This window comes from Marinobacter sp. H13 (assembly GCF_059072335.1).
This window is the reverse complement of record NZ_JCACRU010000001.1, coordinates 1,123,837-1,143,757: the sequence shown is the minus strand read 5'-3', so window position 1 is coordinate 1,143,757 and position 19,921 is coordinate 1,123,837. Positions and strand designations below refer to the sequence as shown.

Annotated in this window: 21 protein-coding genes; 14 read left to right on the top strand and 7 right to left on the bottom strand. The window is 60.5% G+C overall.

Going from position 1 to position 19,921, the window contains the following annotated elements; translation table 11 throughout:
- Positions 1–5 precede the first annotated feature (5 nt).
- The 7 genes from AC5JQH_RS05515 to atzF form a co-directional block, all read right to left on the bottom strand.
- Positions 6–959: a DMT family transporter gene (locus tag AC5JQH_RS05515; RefSeq protein ID WP_053112909.1), complete on the bottom strand. Its 954-nt coding sequence runs from the start codon at positions 957–959 to the stop codon at positions 6–8.
- Positions 956–1,609, bottom strand: a complete 654-nt coding sequence (locus tag AC5JQH_RS05510) for a LutC/YkgG family protein (protein WP_104270684.1) — start codon at positions 1,607–1,609, stop codon at positions 956–958. Before AC5JQH_RS05510 ends, AC5JQH_RS05515 begins: the two co-directional genes overlap by 4 nt.
- On the bottom strand, positions 1,606–3,045 hold the full coding sequence (locus tag AC5JQH_RS05505; protein WP_008175234.1) for a LutB/LldF family L-lactate oxidation iron-sulfur protein: 1,440 nt from the start codon (positions 3,043–3,045) through the stop codon (positions 1,606–1,608). The genes AC5JQH_RS05510 and AC5JQH_RS05505 overlap by 4 nt, the downstream gene beginning before the upstream one ends.
- Positions 3,038–3,820 (bottom strand): (Fe-S)-binding protein, encoded by a 783-nt coding sequence (locus tag AC5JQH_RS05500; RefSeq protein WP_008175233.1) that lies wholly within the window; start codon positions 3,818–3,820, stop codon positions 3,038–3,040. The genes AC5JQH_RS05505 and AC5JQH_RS05500 overlap by 8 nt, the downstream gene beginning before the upstream one ends.
- Positions 3,821–3,971: 151 nt before the next feature.
- Entirely contained in the window at positions 3,972–4,241 is a 270-nt protein-coding gene (locus AC5JQH_RS05495; protein WP_008175232.1) for a ComEA family DNA-binding protein, read from the bottom strand.
- Between the two features lie 461 nt (positions 4,242–4,702).
- Entirely contained in the window at positions 4,703–5,395 is a 693-nt protein-coding gene (locus AC5JQH_RS05490; RefSeq protein WP_008175230.1) for a GntR family transcriptional regulator, read from the bottom strand.
- A 44-nt stretch (positions 5,396–5,439) separates the two neighbouring features.
- Positions 5,440–7,254, bottom strand: coding sequence for an allophanate hydrolase (gene atzF / locus AC5JQH_RS05485; protein ID WP_493805971.1), 1,815 nt, complete (start codon positions 7,252–7,254; stop codon positions 5,440–5,442).
- 352 nt (positions 7,255–7,606) lie between these two features.
- Here atzF and urtA point away from each other — a divergent pair, with 352 nt between their 5' ends.
- The 14 genes from urtA (at position 7,607) to AC5JQH_RS05415 (ending at position 19,422) form a co-directional block, all read left to right on the top strand.
- The gene (urtA, locus tag AC5JQH_RS05480) at positions 7,607–8,914 is read left to right on the top strand and encodes an urea ABC transporter substrate-binding protein (protein ID WP_008175225.1); all 1,308 of its coding nucleotides are present in this window, start codon (positions 7,607–7,609) and stop codon (positions 8,912–8,914) included.
- 91 nt (positions 8,915–9,005) lie between these two features.
- Entirely contained in the window at positions 9,006–10,604 is a 1,599-nt protein-coding gene (gene urtB, locus AC5JQH_RS05475) for an urea ABC transporter permease subunit UrtB (RefSeq protein WP_273044521.1), read from the top strand.
- A 3-nt stretch (positions 10,605–10,607) separates the two neighbouring features.
- A complete protein-coding gene (urtC, locus tag AC5JQH_RS05470) occupies positions 10,608–11,732 on the top strand; it encodes an urea ABC transporter permease subunit UrtC (protein WP_493805376.1) in 1,125 nt (374 codons plus the stop codon).
- Positions 11,729–12,553, top strand: coding sequence for an urea ABC transporter ATP-binding protein UrtD (urtD, locus tag AC5JQH_RS05465; RefSeq protein ID WP_062781285.1), 825 nt, complete (start codon positions 11,729–11,731; stop codon positions 12,551–12,553). Before urtC ends, urtD begins: the two co-directional genes overlap by 4 nt.
- Entirely contained in the window at positions 12,553–13,251 is a 699-nt protein-coding gene (gene urtE / locus AC5JQH_RS05460) for an urea ABC transporter ATP-binding subunit UrtE (protein ID WP_493805375.1), read from the top strand. The genes urtD and urtE overlap by 1 nt, the downstream gene beginning before the upstream one ends.
- Positions 13,248–14,144 carry an urease accessory protein UreD gene (locus AC5JQH_RS05455; RefSeq protein WP_493805374.1) on the top strand — a complete coding sequence of 299 codons (897 nt, stop codon included), beginning with the start codon at positions 13,248–13,250 and terminating at the stop codon, positions 14,142–14,144. Before urtE ends, AC5JQH_RS05455 begins: the two co-directional genes overlap by 4 nt.
- Positions 14,145–14,185: 41 nt before the next feature.
- A complete protein-coding gene (gene ureA, locus AC5JQH_RS05450; RefSeq protein WP_008175208.1) occupies positions 14,186–14,488 on the top strand; it encodes an urease subunit gamma in 303 nt (100 codons plus the stop codon).
- A 12-nt stretch (positions 14,489–14,500) separates the two neighbouring features.
- Entirely contained in the window at positions 14,501–14,818 is a 318-nt protein-coding gene (locus tag AC5JQH_RS05445) for an urease subunit beta (protein WP_008175206.1), read from the top strand.
- Entirely contained in the window at positions 14,815–16,518 is a 1,704-nt protein-coding gene (gene ureC, locus AC5JQH_RS05440) for an urease subunit alpha (RefSeq protein ID WP_493805373.1), read from the top strand. The genes AC5JQH_RS05445 and ureC overlap by 4 nt, the downstream gene beginning before the upstream one ends.
- A gap of 48 nt (positions 16,519–16,566) precedes the next feature.
- On the top strand, positions 16,567–17,109 hold the full coding sequence (gene ureE / locus AC5JQH_RS05435; RefSeq protein WP_493805372.1) for an urease accessory protein UreE: 543 nt from the start codon (positions 16,567–16,569) through the stop codon (positions 17,107–17,109).
- Entirely contained in the window at positions 17,081–17,794 is a 714-nt protein-coding gene (locus AC5JQH_RS05430; protein ID WP_493805371.1) for an urease accessory protein UreF, read from the top strand. The genes ureE and AC5JQH_RS05430 overlap by 29 nt, the downstream gene beginning before the upstream one ends.
- Before the next feature lie 22 nt (positions 17,795–17,816).
- A complete protein-coding gene (gene ureG / locus AC5JQH_RS05425) occupies positions 17,817–18,455 on the top strand; it encodes an urease accessory protein UreG (protein ID WP_041645525.1) in 639 nt (212 codons plus the stop codon).
- Between the two features lie 43 nt (positions 18,456–18,498).
- On the top strand, positions 18,499–19,074 hold the full coding sequence (locus tag AC5JQH_RS05420) for a HupE/UreJ family protein (RefSeq protein ID WP_493805370.1): 576 nt from the start codon (positions 18,499–18,501) through the stop codon (positions 19,072–19,074).
- Between the two features lie 216 nt (positions 19,075–19,290).
- Entirely contained in the window at positions 19,291–19,422 is a 132-nt protein-coding gene (locus AC5JQH_RS05415; protein WP_493805369.1) for a hypothetical protein, read from the top strand.
- Positions 19,423–19,921: the final 499 nt, after the last annotated feature.

The following is a 19,921-nucleotide window of genomic DNA, read 5'->3' as shown; positions in this document are numbered from 1 at the left end:
CTTCCTTACTCCGCACCGGCCTCCTGGCCGGCTGCGGGTTTACGGCCGTAGCGGGAGGCCACCACCACCGCTGCGGTCAGTATCAGTGCCCCCGCAATACCAATCGGCCCCAGAATCTCCTCCAGAAACACCCAGGCCAGCAGCGCCACAAACAGCGGTTCCAGAGTCACAATGATGCTGGAGAGCGTGGCCGGTGTCGTTTTCATGCCAGAGAAAAAGCACACATAGCCAATACAGGTTGGCACCACCCCCACATACACCACCATCAGCCAGTGCCCGATACTGAGAGTTTCCAGCCCCTCGAAACCGCCAGACAGGGCAACCACCGGCAACAGAATCAGCGCCGCAGTGAAGAAGCAGATAAACGCCGTGGTGAACACCGGTGTCCCGGCAGAGCTGTAACGGCTGGTCAGCGTGAAACCGGTGTACACGCAGGCGGCCAGTAACGCCACCAGAATGCCCGCAAGCCGAAGTGTACCGGTGGTGTCCATATCGCTGAGAACCAGCATGCCCGTGCCCGCGATGGCGGCAAACAGCGACAGAACCGTCAAAAGGCTGGGCTTCTCTCCCAGAAGAGGCGCAGCAAGAATTGCCACCAGCACTGGCGGAAGGCAGAGCGCGATCAGGGTGGCGATGCCGGCACCGGTGAGGTCCACGGCCAGAAGGTAGCTGCCCTGGTAGAACGCCTGGAACAGGCCAAGGGCTGCCAGCGGAATCAGGGTCTTGCGTGTGAGGCTCCGTAGGGAACTGCCGGGCACTTTAGCGCCCGGATTGGCTCGCTCAAGGCGTGCCTGCTCCCGTCGCATCAGCAGCCAGAAAAACGGCAAAGCCACGGCCAGTCGCAGGAAGCCCAACGTAATGGCCTGCAGTTCGGTACCGGTAAACAGAAATTTCGCAACAATGCCCGTGGTCGCCCATAGCAGGGCAGCCAGGGCGATCAACAGGGCGCCTTGGATCATTCAATAATCAACACAATCAGCTCTTTGGGACCGTGAACACCGTAGGCAAGGGTTTGCTCGATGTCAGCGGTTTTGGAAGGGCCAGAGATTAGCAGGGCATTGGTCGGCATGCCAGCGGCCCAGTTCTGGGCCTTCATGGCTTCGTGGAAGGTGGTATAGAGCTCAGAGGCCCGGAGCACGGCAATGTGCACCGGCGGCACCAGGCTCATTAGCCGTGGCTCGTCCTCGTTTGGCCACAGGATCAGCGAGCCGGTTTCGGCAATACCGCCGCGGGTGGACGTAATGCTGGCGTCCACCTCGTTGAACAAATGCGACTGCCAGCTTTCGATAGGCTCGTCGTAGATCAACAGTTCCGGCAGATCGTTACGACCGGCAGTGCGAAGTGACTGTCCGATTTCGTGTTGTTTTGGAATCAGCAGATTCCTGGCCCCGCGGGTGTTCAGCACCTCCGCCAGGCGTTCCATCCACATGTCTTCGGTGCAGTGGTGCACCTCGCCGTGGACCGACTCGATCATCTTCTCGAACCGCTCGATACGCTCCTTTGTCGACCAGTCATCCCGTACCAGAACTGAAAAGTCGCACTCCGGCACCGTCAGTTCACCGCCGGTTCGGTTGCGCAGACGCTGAAGAATCGTTTCCCGGGAACTCATTGGCCACGCTCCTTCATTCGCTGGTGCAGGGTTTTGGCCGCCAGTTTGGGGGGCGTGCGGTAATCGGTCCAGGCGCCCGCTTTCGAGGGCTGCAATGCCCTGAATTTGCTGGCGGCACCGGTGCCGAAGCGATAAATGCCGGGGCTGGCGTGCATCCAGGCCCAGCCTTTCCAGATCATCGCTTCCATTGAGCTTCGCTTGGCCCCGTGGCCACGGACCTTGGCCGGGTGGAGCTTGTCGCCATCCACCGATTCCTGGCGCAGTCGCACCAACAGATCGGGAATGGGGATTTTCACCGGGCAGACCTCGCCACAGGCGCCACACAGACTGGAGGCGCTGGGCAGGTGCCGGCCTTCGTCCAGGCCAATCAGGTGCGGCATCAGGATCTTGCCGATCGGGCCCGGATAGGTGGTGCCATAGGCATGGCCGCCTACCCGTGTGTACACCGGGCAGTGGTTCATGCAGGCGCCGCAACGGATGCAGCGCAGGGTGTCCAGCAGCTCGTCGTCCTGGTAGATCGACGAGCGGCCGTTATCCACCAGCACCAGATGCACTTCTTCGGGCCCGTCCAGCTCCTCGGCCTTGCGCGGGCCGGAAATCATGTTGAAGTAGGTGGTGATGTGCTGGCCGGTAGCAGACCGGGTCAGCAGGGCGAGCAGGGCAGAGACGTCCTCCATGCTCGGCACCACCTTTTCTATGCCGGTAACGGCAATATGGCACTTGGGCACCGTGGTGGTCATCCGGCCATTGCCTTCGTTTTCCACCAGGCATAGGGTGCCGGTCTCCGCCACCGCAAAGTTAACCCCCGAAACGCCCACATCGGCATTCATGAACTTTTCCCGCAATTGCAGGCGGGCACTGGCGGTGAGGTATTCCACATCGTTGGACAGATCCGTGCCGGTTTTCTCGTGCAGCAACTGGGAGATCTCTCCAGTGTTCTTGTGAATCGCCGGCATGATAATGTGTGATGGCGTTTCATCCGCCAACTGCACAATGTACTCGCCCAGGTCCGATTCCAGGGCTTCGATCCCCTGTTCCTCCAGGTAATGGTTCAGCTCCATTTCCTCGGAGACCATGGACTTGCCCTTGATCACCGTCTTGGCATCCCGGGCCTTGCAGATGTCCCGCACAATCCGGCAGGCCTCATCGCCATCCACCGCCCAGTGCACCCTGATGCCGTTTTCGATCAGCTTTTTCTCAAGCTGCTCCAGCAAATCTGGCAGGTTGGCCAGGGCGCGGAGGCGAACGTTGGCACCCAGATCCCGGAGGGTTTCCAGATCCCAGCCCTCGAACGCCGTCTTGCGCTTGGACATCAGCCCGTCCATGGCGCTGCGGAAATTCTTGCGGATCTTGGGGTCGTGAATGGCCGCCTGAGCCCGCGGATGGAACTCTTTCACGTCGATGTGATGGCCAGTGTGCTCGGCTGTCTCACTCATGACTGCTGCCCCCTTTGCCCTGGGTGCGCGACCACAGGAAACTGAGAATGTGCTGGCCTTCAACAGGCTTCTGGTTTTTCTCGGCGTAGCCGGCGATGTTCATCAGGCAGCCGCAATCGGTGGTGACAAACTGCCTGGTGCCGGTATCCACCAGTGCATCCACCTTCTCGCTCACCATGGCGCTGGAAATCTCCGGGTGGCGAACCGCAAAGGTGCCGCCAAACCCGCAGCATTCCTCCGGCCGGATCTGCTCTACCAGGTTCACGTTTTTGAGTTGTCCCAGCAGTTTGGGTCCAACCTCGGCCACGCCCATTTCCCGGCGGGCGGAGCAGGAGGTGTGCATGGCCACGGTGGTGGGTTCGCCCAAATCTTCAAGTTTGATGTGGCAAACATTGAGCAGAAAATCCGTCAGCTCCCAGACCCGGCCAGCGACCTCGGCGGCTTTCACCTCATCCGTGGTGTCCTTGAAAAGGTCAGGGTAGTGCTTGCGCATCATCCCGCCACAGGAGCCGGATGGCACCACAATGGGCCAGTCGCCGGGGAACAGGTCGAGCTGGGCCCTGGCTACTGATCGGGCCTCGTCGTGATAACCGGAGGTGTAGGCTGGCTGGCCACAGCAGGTCTGGTTCTGGGGAAACAGCACCTCAATGCCTTCACGCTCCAGAAGTTCCACGCCGGCAATGCCCGCATCGGGGTAGAACATGTCCACCAGGCAGGTGCCGTAGAAATAGACTTTCGCGGGTTTTGCAGGATAAACCTTGATCGGATCAACCATGTGCGGATGCTCAACGGTTTTTGAATTGTTATCCAGCAATAATAGGGTGGCGAGCGCGGTGTTGCCAGACGACTTTATGGGTAGCCGGAAAGAGGGAGGAAAGGGATTCAGAAAGAGGAAGGGCAGCGGCAGCGCGCCACTGCCCGGGGTATTACTTCACGGTGAGGCGAGCGGCATTTTTCTCGATGGTACGTTCGCCAATGCCCTTCACATTTGCCAGGTCTGCGGTAACTGCAAAAGGACCATTCGCTTCGCGATAGGCAACGATGGCTTCGGCCTTGCTCTGGCCAATGCCGTTCAGGCTGGCGAGGGTAGCCACATCGGCCGTGTTGATATTGATAGCGGCGTCCTGGGCGTAGGCAAAACCGGTAACCAGGCTGAACAGCAGAACGAGTGTTGCGAAAAGCGGTGTGCGTTTCATAGATACGAGCTCCTGAAGCTGTGTTGCGTTTTTTGGTTTTGTGCCAGGGCGCAAAGCAGCAGAAGCGAAATGTAAAGAAGAGAGCAGAAATGTCTGTGGGTACGGGGAGTGCACGGACGGGACCACATTCCTTGTGATCCCCGATTCCGTGGCTGACCCCTGCCTGTTCCCTCAGGCGTGCGACTCATCCTGAGCGCGTCTTCCCTGTGATCATCCCTGTAAGCCCTGATCCTTCGGGCAACTCCCGAGCCGCGGAGGGCTCTTCCCTGGAGTTCTCATCCTTGAGCCAACGTTCCTTGCTGGCTTGTCATCCCTGACACTAACCATTCTACTTTGGATCGAATTCCTACCTATCGGAGAATCGCTCCATGGTTTGTGCGATATATCTTACGGATCTGTAAGCGTTTCGGCGGGTTCAATTATGAACCTGGGTTCAGTATTTCCGGGGCCTGAGAGGCAATTTATTGCTCACTGCGGTGGGCAGCAGCCGCCTCGCGGATTCGCTCCATGGTGATTTCCCGCACGGCCTTCTGGCTGGCACGGATATGACGGGTGAGACGATCCGCCGCCTCGCTTGCCTGCCCGTTGCGCAGTGCCTCCAGAATCGCGGCATGCTCCACGTAAGTGGCATCAATACGCTCGTCCCGGCTGAAGTCCAGGCGCCGCACAATCCTCAGCCTGTCGGTGATCTCACGATGAATTCGTGTCATCTCCCGGTTTCCGGCAGCGGCCACCAGATCGCAGTGAAAGCTCTCGTCCAGCATTCTGACGGTGCTGCCCACCGCGCGCTCGGATGGATGGTCCGGGTTCCAGAGGGCTACCAGGGTTCGCAGTGCTGCAGGCTCTTCAGGCAGGTTGCAGATTTTGTGCACGGCCGCCCGTTCGAGAGTGATGCGCAGGTCATAGAGTTCCTCCACCTGCTGGAAATCGAATGGCTTTACCTGCCAGCCACTGCGGAACAGCACCTCCACATGGCCCTCCCGCTGCAAGCGGTACAGTGCTTCCCGCACCGGTGTCCGGCTGGCGTTCAGGCGGGTTCCGACATCCCCCTCGCTGAATCGGTCGCCGGGGATCAGGCGGAACTCGAAGATGTCCTCTTTCAGGGCCTCATAGACCCTGTCGGCTACGGACTCTTTTCGTCTAGGGTTTGCCATTGGCACCGTTTCCCCTCGTGGAGCGCCAGATTGCCCCGGCTTGGTCAGGCTCTGGAGGCGATATAGGCGCGCCAGCCACCGAACTCTGTTACATCCTCTGCGCCCTCGAAGCCGTAGCCCTCACAAACAAAACCGTTTACCCACCGGCCATCAGCCAGCTCGACGTTGCCTATGCCCAGAGGCGCAGGAATCAGGTCCACAAAGGAGCCAAAGGCCGAGGCGGGCATTTCCCAGACTTCCACAATGATTTCCCTGCCTTCGCCAGGGGCCGCCCGTTTCAGCCCGGGCTTCGGCGGTGTGGTGTTTGGTAGGGCGAACAGCCGGTAGTTGGCAGACGTTGTGGTTTGCTCAAGCAGAACCGCGTAGCGCTCACTGAGCTGGGTGTTCAGGGGCATACCACTGAGGTGGGCACCAACAACGGCCACCTTGATGGTGGGTGTCGAAATGGCGGCCCCGGGGGCTTCTTCGGGGCGGTCGTTGCCTGTAGCGCCCAAAGGGGTCGGGTGGGCATTCAGCCACTGGCACGCCAGGCGTTGCAGCTCCGTGTCTTTCCAGGCACCAGTTATCAGGGTAACGCCAAAGGGCAGGCCGTCGTCCCGGAAACCGGCAGGAATCGCGAGCGCACTCATGTCGGCCAGGTTCACGAAATTGGTGTAGGTGCCGAGTTGGCTGTTGAGTGCAACCGGGTCCGCATTTACCGCTTCGATGGTGGGAGCCGTCGGAGCCGTGGGCACCAGCAGGGCATCCACATCGGCTAACAGTTCATCGATCTGGCGCTGCAGCTCTTCCTTGCGGTACTGGGCCTTGAAGGTATCCGTGGCGCTGAAATTCCCGGCCTTGCTGATAATGCCTTTGACCACCGGGTTCATATCATCGCCGTGGCTGGCCATGAACGATTCCACCGCCGCGTGGCGTTCAGCCACCCAGGGGCCTTCGTAGAGCAGTGCAGCCAGTTCCAGCATGGGGCTGAAATCCAGCGGCACCAGTTCCACATTCTGTTGTCGCCACTGGCTGACGGCGGTATTCCAGGCCGCTTCTGCCTTCTGATCACCAAACCATTGCGGGTGGTCGGGAATCGCCAGTCGTTGGATGGGGCCGGGCCGCCGAAGGGCTGGCCCATCCAGAGGCAGCGCATAGGGAGGCTTGCGGGAAAATGCATCGGCGGCATCGAAGCCCGCCATGGTATCCGAGACCAGGCCGGCGTCATTCACGGTCAGCGCAAAAATGGACACGCAATCCAGTGAACGACAGGCCGGTACCACGCCGCGAATGCTGAAGAGCCCTTTGGTCGGTTTCAGCCCCACCAGATTATTCAGCCCGGCAGGCACCCGGCCGGAACCGGCGGTGTCGGTACCCAGGGCAAAAGGCACCAGACCTCTTGCAACCACAGAAGCCGAACCGGAGCTGGAGCCGCCGCTCACCACGTCCGGTTTGAAGCTGTTGGGCACGGAGCCATAGGGAGAGCGGGTGCCCACCAGGCCGGTTGCGAACTGGTCCAGGTTGGTTTTGCCGATGACGATGGCGCCGGCGGCCTTGAGTCTGGCCACGGTGGTGGCGTCTTCTTCCGGGGTATAGGCAAAGGCCGGGCAGGCTGCCGTTGTCTCAAATCCTGCCGCATCAATATTGTCTTTCGCGGCGAAGGGAATGCCGTAGAGCGGCAGCTTGTCGATCTCTTCGCCGGCGTCCTGGAGTTTCTGTTTCAGCCCGGCAAGGGCCTCATCCAGGCCTTTCTGGTCCAGAAGCGAAATCCAGGCGACGTCTTTTTTGTCCAGGCCGGTCAGTAACTCACCCAGCAATGACTCGGGCGTAGCGCCCTCTTTATAAGCAGTCTGCCAGTCCCTGATGGTCCATCCGAGCATTGAAGGCATTGGTCATCCTCATGTGCGTAATCAACTTGTATACATGTGGAATGGCAATGCTTGTGCCATTTGCCAATTTTTCTTGATAGTGAGCAGAAAACATAAGGTTATGAGTATTTTTGAGGCACAAGACGGTTCAGGTCTGCCCATATCAGGTGCGGCCGCACCAAAAACGCTCAAGAATGCTGCACTCCGGAGGCGTATTCAGGAGCGCGGATGCCTCTGGTTTGCCTTGTATACTAGATAAGCCTCTGTTTTTAATGGAGATATAAGGGTTATGGAACAGCAGATGCAAAGGCCCTGCTGCGTTTGAAGACGAACTGCATACCCAACCAAGAAAAGGACGCCTGAAATGAACCTCAAAAAACACGTGAAACTTGGCCTCTCTGCGCTCGCTCTCTCCATCTCTTTTAACTCCGTTGCAGCGGAAGATCCCATCAAGGTGGGCATCCTGCACTCACTGTCCGGCACCATGGCCATCAGTGAAACCGTTCTGAAAGACACCGTTGAAATGCTGATCGAACAACAGAACGCCAAGGGCGGTGTGCTCGGTCGTCAGATGGAAGCGGTTGTTGTAGACCCGGCCTCCAACTGGCCGCTGTTTGCTGAAAAAGCCCGCGAGCTTCTGGCCCAGGAAGAAGTCGACGTGATTTTCGGTAACTGGACCTCGGTTTCCCGTAAATCCGTACTGCCGGTGGTGGAAGAGCTGAACGGCCTTCTGTTTTACCCGGTTCAGTACGAGGGTGAGGAATCCTCCGAAAACGTCTTCTACACCGGCGCTGCGCCCAACCAGCAGGCGATTCCTGCGGTTAACTATCTGATGAACGAAATCGGCGTGGAGCGCTGGGTTCTGGCAGGTACCGACTACGTCTACCCGCGCACCACCAACAAGATCCTTGAGACCTACCTGATGGACATGGGTGTGGCCAAGGAAGACATCATGATCAACTACACGCCTTTCGGTCACTCCGACTGGCAGAACATCGTGTCTGATATCAAGCGTTTTGGTTCCGCCGGCAAGAAGACCGCCGTGGTCTCCACCATCAATGGCGACGCCAACGTGCCCTTCTACCGTGAACTGGGTAACCAGGGCATCGCGGCCTCCGACATCCCGGTTGTTGCCTTCTCCGTGGGTGAGCAGGAACTCTCCGGTATCGACACCGGCCCGCTGGTTGGCCACCTGGCTGCGTGGAACTACTTCATGAGCGTGGACAACGACGCCAACTACGACTTCATCGACCAGTGGATTGAGCACACCGGCAATGATGAAGCGGTCACCAACGACCCGATGGAAGCGCACTACATCGGCTTCAACATGTATGTGGAAGCGGTCAAGAAGGCCGGCACCACAGATGTTGATGCGGTAAAAGACGCCATCATCGGTGTGACCGTGCCCAACCTCACCGGTGGCTACGCCGCCATGATGCCCAACCACCACATCACCAAGCCGGTGCTGATCGGCGAGATCCAGGACAACGGCCAGTTTTCTGTGGTTTGGGAAACCTCTGGTCTGGTCGCGGGCGATGCCTGGTCTGACTACCTGCCTGGTTCGCGGGACATGATTGCAGATTGGCGCAAGCCGTTGTTCTGCGGCACGTTCAACACCGCAACCGGCACCTGTGGCGCGTCTGCGGGCGAAATGGCCGCTGAAGCCGAGTAAGGCTCAGACGGTAAAGCACCATCGACAGCCGGGGGTAGTTAAGCCTCCGGTTGTTGCCCCGCAACACGCTTGAAACAGACAGGACACTCTCATGAGCATCTGCCGATCGCCCACATTGCTGCTTATCGCCCTGTTTTCCCTGCTATCGCTGCCTGCAACGGCGCAGGAAGACGATCCTGGCAAGGCTCTGCTGATCAATCTCGCAGAGGCGCCGGCCAGTAAAGTGGAAGAGGCGGTGAACGCCATCGTCAGCAGTGGTGATGAAAGAGCCAGGGGCTGGCTCGAAGCCTACGGAAATAACCGCCTGAGCCGGGTAAAAGACACCGGGCAGGTTGTACTGGTACTGAACAACCGGGGCAGGGACTGGGAAATTGCCGATCCGCTGACCGGAGAGAATATGGGTGAAATGTCCCGCCGTGAGCTGGACAGAGTCGCCATCAATAACCGCATACGGGGCCAGCTTGAAGGCATACTGGCCATGCTGGACCTGAATGCCAAAGACCCGGATGTGCGCGAAGCCTCCGCGCAGGACATGATGGGCAAAGTGGATGCTTCCCTGGTCGAGCCGCTTGAGGCTCAGCTGGCGAAAGAAGAAGACGCGGCTGTACGCAACCGCATTGAAGAAGCCCTGGCCATCTACCGGGTGGGCGAGGGCAACCTGGAGGCCGTGGACGTGCTCGCCGGCAGCCTGCATCCCCGGGCCCGCGCCGCTTTGAACGAAGCCGTTCGCGGTGACAACGAGGCGCTGGCTCAACGTGCCGCCAAGGCCCTCGAAAGCATTGAACAGAAACTCCAACTGAACCGCGCCGCCGAGACCCTGTATTTCGGCCTTTCCCTCGGCTCTGTTCTGGTGCTTGCCGCCATTGGCCTGGCCATCACCTTTGGCGTGATGGGTGTGATCAACATGGCCCACGGCGAACTGATCATGCTGGGCGCCTACACCACCTGGGGCATGCAACAACTCTTCCCCGGCCAACCCGGGCTGGCGCTGATTCTGTCGATTCCCGCCGGCTTCATGGTGGCGGCCACCGCCGGCATCATCATTGAGCGAAGCGTAATCCAGTACCTCAAAGGCCGGCCGCTGGAAACCCTGCTGGCCACCTTCGGTATCAGCCTGATCCTGCAGCAGCTGGTGCGCACGGTGATCTCTCCGCAAAACCGCACCGTGGTAACGCCGGACTGGATGAGCGGCTCCCTGGTGATCAACGACGCGCTCTCGCTGACCCTGAACCGCCTCTACGTGTTGGCCTTTGCGCTGATCGTGTTCGCCGGGCTGATGCTGATCATGCGCAAGACCCGCCTGGGCCTGGAAGTGCGTGCTGTTACCCAGAACCGTGCCATGGCCCGCTCCATGGGTATCCGCGCCACCCGGGTAGACATCATGACCTTTGCCCTGGGCTCCGGCGTGGCCGGCCTGGCCGGGGTGGCGCTCTCCCAGCTCACCAACGTGGGCCCGAACCTGGGCCAGAACTACATCATCGATTCGTTCATGGTAGTGGTGTTCGGCGGCGTCGGTAACCTCTGGGGCACGCTCATCGCCGGGCTTTCCCTGGGCACCATCAACCAGCTGCTCGAACCCTGGGCCGGTGCCGTGCTCGCCAAGATCATCGTGTTGGTGTTCATCATCCTGTTCATCCAGAAACGGCCGAAGGGGCTCTTCCCCCAGAAAGGCCGGGCAGCGGAGGGTTAAGTTATGTGGTTAACAAGACCCTTACAGGAACGTTCAACCCAGATCTTTCTCGGCGTGCTGTTCTCGGCCGTGGTGCTGGTGACCTTTCTTCACCTGTTCATGCCCCAGGACAGCGCCCTGCACGTGAGCGCCTTTACCGTCACGCTGCTTGGCAAATACCTCTGCTACGCCCTGCTGGCGGTGGCGGTGGACCTGGTATGGGGCTATCTCGGTATCCTCAGCCTGGGCCATGGCGCCTTCTTTGCCCTCGGCGGCTATGCCATGGGCATGTACCTGATGCGCCAGATTGGTGATCGCGGCGTGTATGGCGACCCGATCCTGCCGGACTTCATGGTGTTCCTGAACTGGCAGGAGCTGCCCTGGTTCTGGCACGGGTTCGACATGGCCTGGTTTGCCTTCATCATGGTGCTGCTGGCCCCGGGCCTGCTGGCGCTGGTGTTCGGTTTCCTGGCGTTCCGCTCACGGGTGACCGGGGTGTACCTCTCCATCATCACCCAGGCGCTGACCTTCGCCCTGATGCTGGCCTTCTTCCGCAACGAGATGGGCTTTGGCGGCAACAACGGCCTCACCGACTTCAAGGACATCCTTGGCTTTAACCTGCGCACCGACGCCACCCGCCTCGGGCTGTTCATTGCCACCGGTATCGCCCTGGCCATCGGCTACGTGATTTGCCGGGGCATTGTGACCAGCAAGCTGGGCCGGGTGAGTGTCGCCTGCCGGGATGCCGAGGCCCGTACCCGCTTCCTGGGTTACCGGGTGGAGCGGGTGCAGCTGTTTGTCTTCGTGGTCTCCGCCATGCTGGCGGGTGTGGCCGGCGCGCTGTACGTGCCTCAGGTAGGCATCATCAACCCCAGCGAATTCTCGCCGCTGTTCTCCATCGAGATCGTGGTGTGGGTGGCCCTGGGTGGCCGGGCAACCCTCTACGGCGCGGTGATCGGGGCCATCCTGGTGAACTACGCCAAAACCGTGTTCACCGGCATCATGCCGGACGCCTGGCTGTTCGCCCTCGGCGGCCTGTTTGTGCTGGTGACCGTGTTCCTGCCCAAGGGCATTGCCGGGCTGCTGCAGAAGCGCCGGAAAGCCAGGGAAGATGACGATACCCCCACCGCGCAGGAGGCGGCTGTATGAGCTTTTTTCAGGAGCTGACCGACCGCGAGCATGTGTTCGAGTTTCTGACCCAGGTGCAGTCCCCGGTGGACGTGCGCCACGGGCCAATCCTGTACCTGGAAGACGTGAACGTAAGCTTTGACGGCTTCAAGGCCATCAACAACCTCAACCTCACCATCGACGACGGCGAGCTGCGCTGCATCATCGGCCCCAACGGGGCGGGTAAAACCACCATGATGGACATCATCACCGGTAAAACCCGGCCGGACACCGGCTCGGTGTGGTTTGGCAGCCGCCACAACCTGCTCACCATGAACGAGCCGGACATCGCCAGCCTGGGCATCGGCCGCAAGTTCCAGAAACCCACGGTGTTCGAAGCGCTCACCGTGTTCGAAAACCTGGAGCTGGCCATGGCGACGGACAAGCGGGTGTTCCCCACGCTCACCGCCATCATGAAAGCCGAATACCGTGACCGCATCGACGAAGTGCTGGAGATGATCGGCCTGGAATCCCTGCGCGACCGCCTCGCCGGCATCCTCTCCCACGGCCAGAAGCAGTGGCTGGAAATCGGCATGTTGCTGATGCAGAAACCCCGGCTGCTTCTGGTGGACGAACCGGTAGCGGGCATGACCGAGCAGGAAATGGAACGCACCGCCGAACTGCTCACCAGCCTCGCCGGCAAACAGTCGGTGGTCGTGGTGGAGCACGATATGGGCTTCGTGCGCTCCATCGCCCGCAAGGTGACCGTGCTGCACCAGGGTAGCGTGCTGGCCGAGGGCTCCATGGATCAGGTCTCCAACGATCCGGAAGTGATCAAGGTGTATCTCGGGGAGGAGGCGTGATGCTGAAGATTGAAAAGCTCAACCAGTTCTATGGCGAAAGCCACACCCTCTGGGATCTGGACCTCGACGTGCCCCAGGGCCAGTGCACCTGCGTGATGGGCCGCAACGGCGTGGGCAAGACCACCCTGATGAAATGCATCATGGGTGAGGAAACCACCAAGAATGGCAGCATCGAATTTGCCGGCGACGTGGAACTCACTAAAAAGAAAGTGGAAGACCGCTCCCGGCTGGGCATTGGCTACGTGCCCCAGGGGCGGCAGATCTTTCCGCTGCTGACCGTGGAAGAAAACCTGCGCACCGGCCTGGCCGTGCGAAAGGACGGCAGCAAGAAAATCCCCGAGCGGGTGTACGAGCTGTTCCCGGTGCTGAAAGAAATGCGTCACCGCCGCGGCGGTGACCTCTCCGGCGGCCAGCAGCAACAACTGGCCATCGGCCGTGCCCTGGTGATCGAACCGCGCCTGCTGATCCTCGACGAACCGGGCGAGGGCATCCAGCCCAACATCGTCGCCCAGATTGGCGAGGTTATCCGCAGGCTGATTGAGGAAGACGGCCTCACCGTGCTGCTCGTGGAACAGAAGCTACCGTTCGCCCGCAAATACGCCGACCGGTTTGCCATCCTCGACCGGGGTCGCCGGGTGGCAGAAGACGAAATCGCCGGCCTGACCGATGAACTCATCAAGAAGCACCTGACGGTATGACGGTTTTTGAACGCATCGAACCCGCCCACGACTCCGGCCATCGTTTCGACGCCGGTCGGCACTGGGCCGCGTCCATTGCCCTGGGCTTCGACGCCCGGCCGGATGGCAGCAACACCGCCACCCGGATGACCCATGTACGCCATAAAGGCCCGTTGCGGGTGCAACGTCCGTTTTACCCGGAAGGCCGCCATGGCTGCTGCCACGTGTACCTGCTGCATCCGCCGGGCGGCTTGGTGAGTGGCGATGCCCTCAGCATCGAGGCTCGCGTAGGTAAAGACTCACACACCCTGCTAACCACGCCAGCGGCGGCCAAGCTCTACAAGGCCGACAGCCACGGTGTCGCCTGGGCCCAGCACACCCGGTTGAAGGTGGAGCAGGGCGGCATTCTCGAATACCTGCCCCAGGAAACCCTGGCGTTTGATGGCTCCCGGGGCGAACAGACCACCACCATCGAACTGGAAGCCGGCGCCCGATGCATCGGCTGGGAAATCCTCGCCCTCGGTCGCCCGGCCAGCAAACTGCCGTTTTTGTCGGGCCACCTGGAGCAGAAATTCCGCCTGCTGATGGACGGCCGCCCCTTATGGCTGGAACGCCAGCTTATGGAACCGGACCACGCCCGGTTCAAAGGCCACTGGGGCCAGGGCGGCGCCACCGTGCAGGCCACTCTCTGGGTGGTCGGCCTGGATGACGAAGCCGGCGCCATTGAAGAACTCAGGGAAGCCCTGCCGGAAAGCCACCGCTGGGCGGTGACGCGCCGCCGGGGTGTGGTGCTGCTGCGCTACCTGGGGCAGGAACGAAACGAAGCCTGGGCCCTGTGCCAGCAAGCCTGGGAACTCATCCGGCCAAGACTTACCGGCCAGCCAGCCAGCATTCCCCGAATCTGGCTGACCTGAATAACAAGCAGAATGCGACGCGATCAACGGAGCAAACAACGATGGAATTAACGCCAAGAGACAAAGACAAACTGCTGCTGTTCACCGCAGCCCTTCTGGCCGAGCGCCGCAAAGCCAAAGGCCTGAAGCTCAACTATCCGGAAGCCGTGGCCCTGATCAGCGCCGAAATCATGGAAGGCGCCCGCGAAGGCCGTACCGTGGCCGAGCTCATGACCGCCGGCACCGAAGTCCTCACCCGTGATGACGTGATGGACGGCATCGCCGAAATGGTCGACGAAGTGCAGGTGGAAGCCACCTTCCCCGATGGCACCAAGCTCGTCACTGTCCACAACCCGATTGTCTAAGGAGCAGACGCCATGATCCCCGGTGAATACCAGCTCAAAGACGGCGACATCGAACTCTGCGAAGGCCGTGAGCGCATCCAGATAGACGTGGCCAATACCGGCGACCGCCCGATCCAGATCGGCTCTCACTACCACTTTGCCGAAGCCAACCCGGCCCTGGATTTCGACCGCGCCAAGGCCCGTGGCTACCGCCTGGATGTGGCGGCCGGCACCGCCATCCGCTTCGAACCCGGCCAGAGCCGCGAAGTGACGCTGATCCCGTTTGCGGGCGGCCGTGAAATCTATGGTTTCCGGCAGGAAGTCATGGGCAAACTGGAGGGCCAGAAATGAAAATTACCCGACAAGCCTACGCCGACATGTACGGCCCAACCACCGGCGACCGGGTCAGGCTCGGTGACACCGACCTGTGGATTGAAGTGGAAAGCGACGCCGCCCACTACGGCGACGAAGTAAAGTTCGGCGGCGGCAAGGTTATCCGCGACGGCATGGGCCAGAGCCAGCGTGCCGATGCGGCGGTGATGGACACCGTGATCACCAACGCCCTGATTCTCGACTGGTGGGGCATCGTCAAAGCCGACGTGGGCATCCAGAAAGGCCGCATCGCCGCCATTGGCAAGGCTGGCAACCCGGATACCCAGCCAGACGTGACCATCGTCATCGGCCCTGGAACCGAAATCATCGCCGGTGAGGGCAAGATCCTCACCGCGGGCGGCATCGACGCCCACATCCACTTCATCTGCCCCCAGCAGGTGGAAGAGGCCCTGATGAGCGGTATCACCACCATGCTCGGTGGCGGCACCGGCCCGGCCACGGGCACCAACGCCACCACCTGCACACCGGGCCCCTGGCACATTGGCAAGATGCTCCAGGCGGTGGATTCCCTGCCCATGAACATCGGCTTCCTGGGCAAGGGCAACGCCTCCCTGCCGGAATCCCTGGAACTGCAGATCCAGGCCGGCGCCATTGGCCTGAAGCTGCATGAAGACTGGGGCACCACTCCGGCCAGCATCGACAACTGCCTCACTGTGGCGGACAAATACGACGTGCAGGTGGCGATCCACACCGACACCCTGAACGAATCCGGCTTTGTGGAAGACACCCTGGCCGCGTTCAAGGGGCGCTGCATCCATACCTACCACACCGAAGGCGCCGGCGGCGGCCACGCACCGGACATCATCACCGCCTGCTCCAAGGATTACGTGTTGCCATCGTCTACCAACCCGACACGGCCCTACACCGTGAACACCATCGACGAACACCTGGACATGCTGATGGTGTGCCACCACCTGGACCCGAACATCCCGGAAGACGTCGCCTTTGCAGACTCCCGCATCCGCCGCGAGACCATCGCCGCCGAGGACATCCTGCAGGACATGGGCGTGATCTCCATGATTGCTTCCGATTCCCAGGCCATGGGCCGGGTGGGTGAAGTGGTTTGCCGCACCTGGCAGACCGCCCACAAGATGAAACAGCAGCGCGGCCTGCTGCCGGAAGACGAAGACCGTGGCGCCGACAACCTGCGCGCCAGACGCTACATCGCCAAGTACACCATTAACCCGGCCATCACCCATGGCATCGCCCATGAAGTGGGCTCGGTGGAAGTGGGCAAGCTGGCGGACCTGGTGCTCTGGAACCCGGCGTTCTTCGGTGTAAAGCCCGCGACCATCCTCAAGGGCGGCATGATTGCCGCCGCGCCCATGGGCGACCCGAATGCCTCGATCCCCACGCCCCAGCCGGTGCATTACCGGCCGATGTTCGGCGCCTTCGGCAAGGCCGCCAGTGCCACCCGCCTGAGCTTTGTGAGCCAGGCCGCGATTGATGCCGGTGTTGGCAAAGAGCTCGGCCTGGACAGCCCATTGTCCGCCTGCAAGGGCGTGCGTGAGGTGCGCAAGGGCGACATGAAACTGAACGACGCGTGCCCGCACATCACCGTGGACCCGCAAACCTACGAAGTGCATGCCGATGGCGAACTGCTCACCTGTGAGCCGGCCACCGAGCTGCCTCTGGCCCAGCGCTACCATCTCTTTTAGTCAATACAGCTCAAGGCTGTTCTGAGCCGGAGATAAGAGGACATTTTTATGTTGGAACTGATTGAACGCATCGGTGACGTGAAATCCACCGGCATCGATACCAGCGAGATTCTGGACAACCTGATCCTGCCTTACGAGCTGCGTATCCGTGGCCGGCTGCGCGCCACCACCGAAACCAACGTGGACGTGGGCCTGTTCCTGGATCGCGGCCCGGTGCTACGGGACGGCGACCTGCTGCAGGCCAAAACCGGCGAAATCGTGCGCATACGCGCCGCCGAAGAGCAGGTAGTGACGGCCCGCATCAAGTCTGGCCAGCCGCTGGCCCGCCTGTGCTACCACCTGGGCAACCGCCACGTGACTCTGGCCATTGGCGAAGACGAGCAGGGCAGCTTCGTGCGCTTCCCACCGGATCACGTACTGGAAGAGCTGGCCGAGCGCCTGGGCGCCACCGTGGTGCACCACACCGCTCCATTTGACCCCGAGCCCGGCGCCTACTCCCAGGCTGGCCATTCTCATGGGCACGGCCACAGCCATTCACACGATCACGACCACGGGCACAGCCATGGCCACAGTCACAAACACACCCACTGAGGCCGCCACCCCGCAGGTGGACGATCTCGCACTGCTGGGCCTGATGCAACTGGTCAGCCCCGCACTGCCCATCGGCGCCTTCGCCTGGTCCCAGGGCCTGGAAAGCGCCTTTGAGCTGGGTTGGGTGAACAACGAAGCCGAACTGGCCCAGTGGATTGAAGGCGTGCTGGAAGATGGCCTCAGCCGCTGCGAACTGCCCCTGCTGGTGCGCCTGCAGACCGCCTGGGCCGAAGGTGATGCCATTGCGCTGGCAAAGTGGAACGACTGGCTGCACGCCACCCGGGAAACCGCCGAACTGAGCGATGAAGACACCCGCCTCGGCGGCGCTCTAGTCACTCTTTTGCGCAACCTGGAACTGCTGCCCGAGCCACACCTGATTCCGGAAGAGCCCGGCTACATCACCATGTTCGCCTGGGCCGCACACAAACGCTTTGTGCCGGTTCGACAGACGCTGCTCGGCTTTGCCTGGGCCTGGCTGGAAAACCAGCTTGCCGTCGCCTGCAAGGCTTTGCCCCTGGGCCATACCGCCGCACAGCGCATTATCGAACGGCTGCGGCCGCAACTGGCGGTGGCGGTAGACACGGCCCTGGAACGAAACGACCACGAACTCGGGCCCATCCTGCCGGGACTGGCGCTCGGAAGTGCCCTGCACGAAACACAGTATTCACGGCTTTTCAGAAGCTGAATAACAATTGAGGAGATCTGCCATGACACATTGTCTGAGAGTTGGAGTGGGTGGCCCGGTTGGTTCCGGCAAAACCGCCCTGCTGCGCCAGTTATGCAAAGCCCTGCGGGACCACTACGACATCGCCGTGGTGACCAACGACATCTACACCCGGGAAGACGCCGACTTCCTCCTGCGCCACGAAGCCCTGGCCGCAGACCGCATCCTCGGCGTGGAAACCGGCGGCTGCCCTCACACCGCCATCCGCGAGGACGCCTCCATGAACCTCGCGGCCATCGACGACCTGCAAAACCGCCACCCGAACCTGGAACTGGTTCTGGTGGAATCCGGCGGCGACAACCTCTCCGCCACCTTCAGCCCGGAACTGAGCGATCTCACCCTGTACGTGATCGACGTCTCCGCCGGCGACAAGATCCCCCGCAAAGGCGGCCCCGGCATCACCAAATCCGACCTGCTGATCATCAACAAGATCGACATCGCCGAACAGGTGCATGCCTCCCTGGACGTGATGGAGCGGGACAGCAAGAAAATGCGCGGCGAACGCCCCTTCGTGTTCACCAACCTGTACGACGGGGTAGGGCTGGAGACGATCATCAGCTTCATTCTGGAGCGGGGCATGTTGCCAGAGCGCCGGCCTGAGAAGCTTGCCGAAACCGCCTGAGCCAATCAAGTACAAACGACTTAAGAACCATCAGGAGAAAACCATGAAATTCACAGCTAAACTCCTCACCGCTGCCGCGCTGCTGACTGCTTCCGCCTCCGCTATGGCTCACTCCGGCCACGCCGAAGGCGGCATCACCAGCGGCCTGCTGCACCCCATGCTGGGCCTGGACCACCTGCTTGCCATGGCTGCCATCGGCTTCTGGAGTGTGCGCCAGAGCAAGCACATGAAAAACGCCACTCCCGCTTTCGTGATCGGCGGCATGATTCTCGGTGCCACCCTCGCCTGGGGCGGGCTGAGCCTGCCGGGCGTGGAAACAGGGATTACTTTTTCGGTATTGGTCGCCGGTATCCTGATTGCCACATTGGCGAAACTGCCGACGGCTGTGGGGGGAACTCTGGTTGGTGCGTTTATGCTGTTCCACGGCTTTGCGCACGGTGCTGAAATGCCTGCAGGCGCGACACTCGCCGGTTACCTGGCTGGTTTCTCTATCGCTACGCTGGCGATCACCCTGGTTGGCCGTGGATTGGGTAGCGTGATGCTGAAGGCGGATAGCCGGTTTAGTCGTGGTGTTGGCGGTTTGCTGGCCGTTGCGGGGGCGTACTTGGCGGCTGCCTGATACGCACTTCAAAACCACCAATAAGCCAACAAGAAAGCCGCTCGGGAAACCGGGCGGCTTTTTTGTCCATTTCAAAAATCAATCTCTCTCAGGTTTGGAAATCCTCGGCAAAAGCGGTGCCAGCATCAAAAAATCCAACGTTTTGATCACCGATAAGACTAACATCGCCTAACACGGACACGTACCCTGGAAGTGATGAAGCAGGACAGCACGAAAATGCGCGGCGAACGCCACTCTGTGTTCAGCACCCTTTACGACGGAGGAGGGCTGGAAAAGATCGTCAGCTTTATTGTGGAGCCTGGGATGTTGCAAGAGCGTTGGCTGGAGAGGCTTTCCGAGACTGCTTAATGCACAGAATAAATAATTAATCTATAGCGGGGAAAGGGGTATCAACCGGATGAAGAATTTTAGCCTGAGCGCAGCAGTGATTGCGATATCGACCAGTGTATTTGCGCATCCCGGTAACGAATCGAATGGCGACGTGCTCTACTTGGAATATTTGTTCGCGGTAGGTATCGTTGTGGCAGTTGTCCTCCCTACGTGGAAGACGATCATCCAACGCCGCTAAACCAAGGCAGAGTTCTGTCTGGATGTCTGACGGCCCATTATAGTTGTACGTCCAATTTCTGTTTACCCTCCAAAATGCCACATCGGTAATAGAATCTGAGGAAAATCAATCCGCCCAACCCAAATTCAACCCCCTTGGAACCAAAAAATCGCGCTTTGCAGATAAGGCGGGCTCCTTGCCGGTCGTGATAAGAGGGAATCGAAATGCACAAAGGGATTTATTTTCTCGGCGGTTTTAGACGTGCGTTCTACTTTTTCATCAGCTAAGCTCTTTTATGGA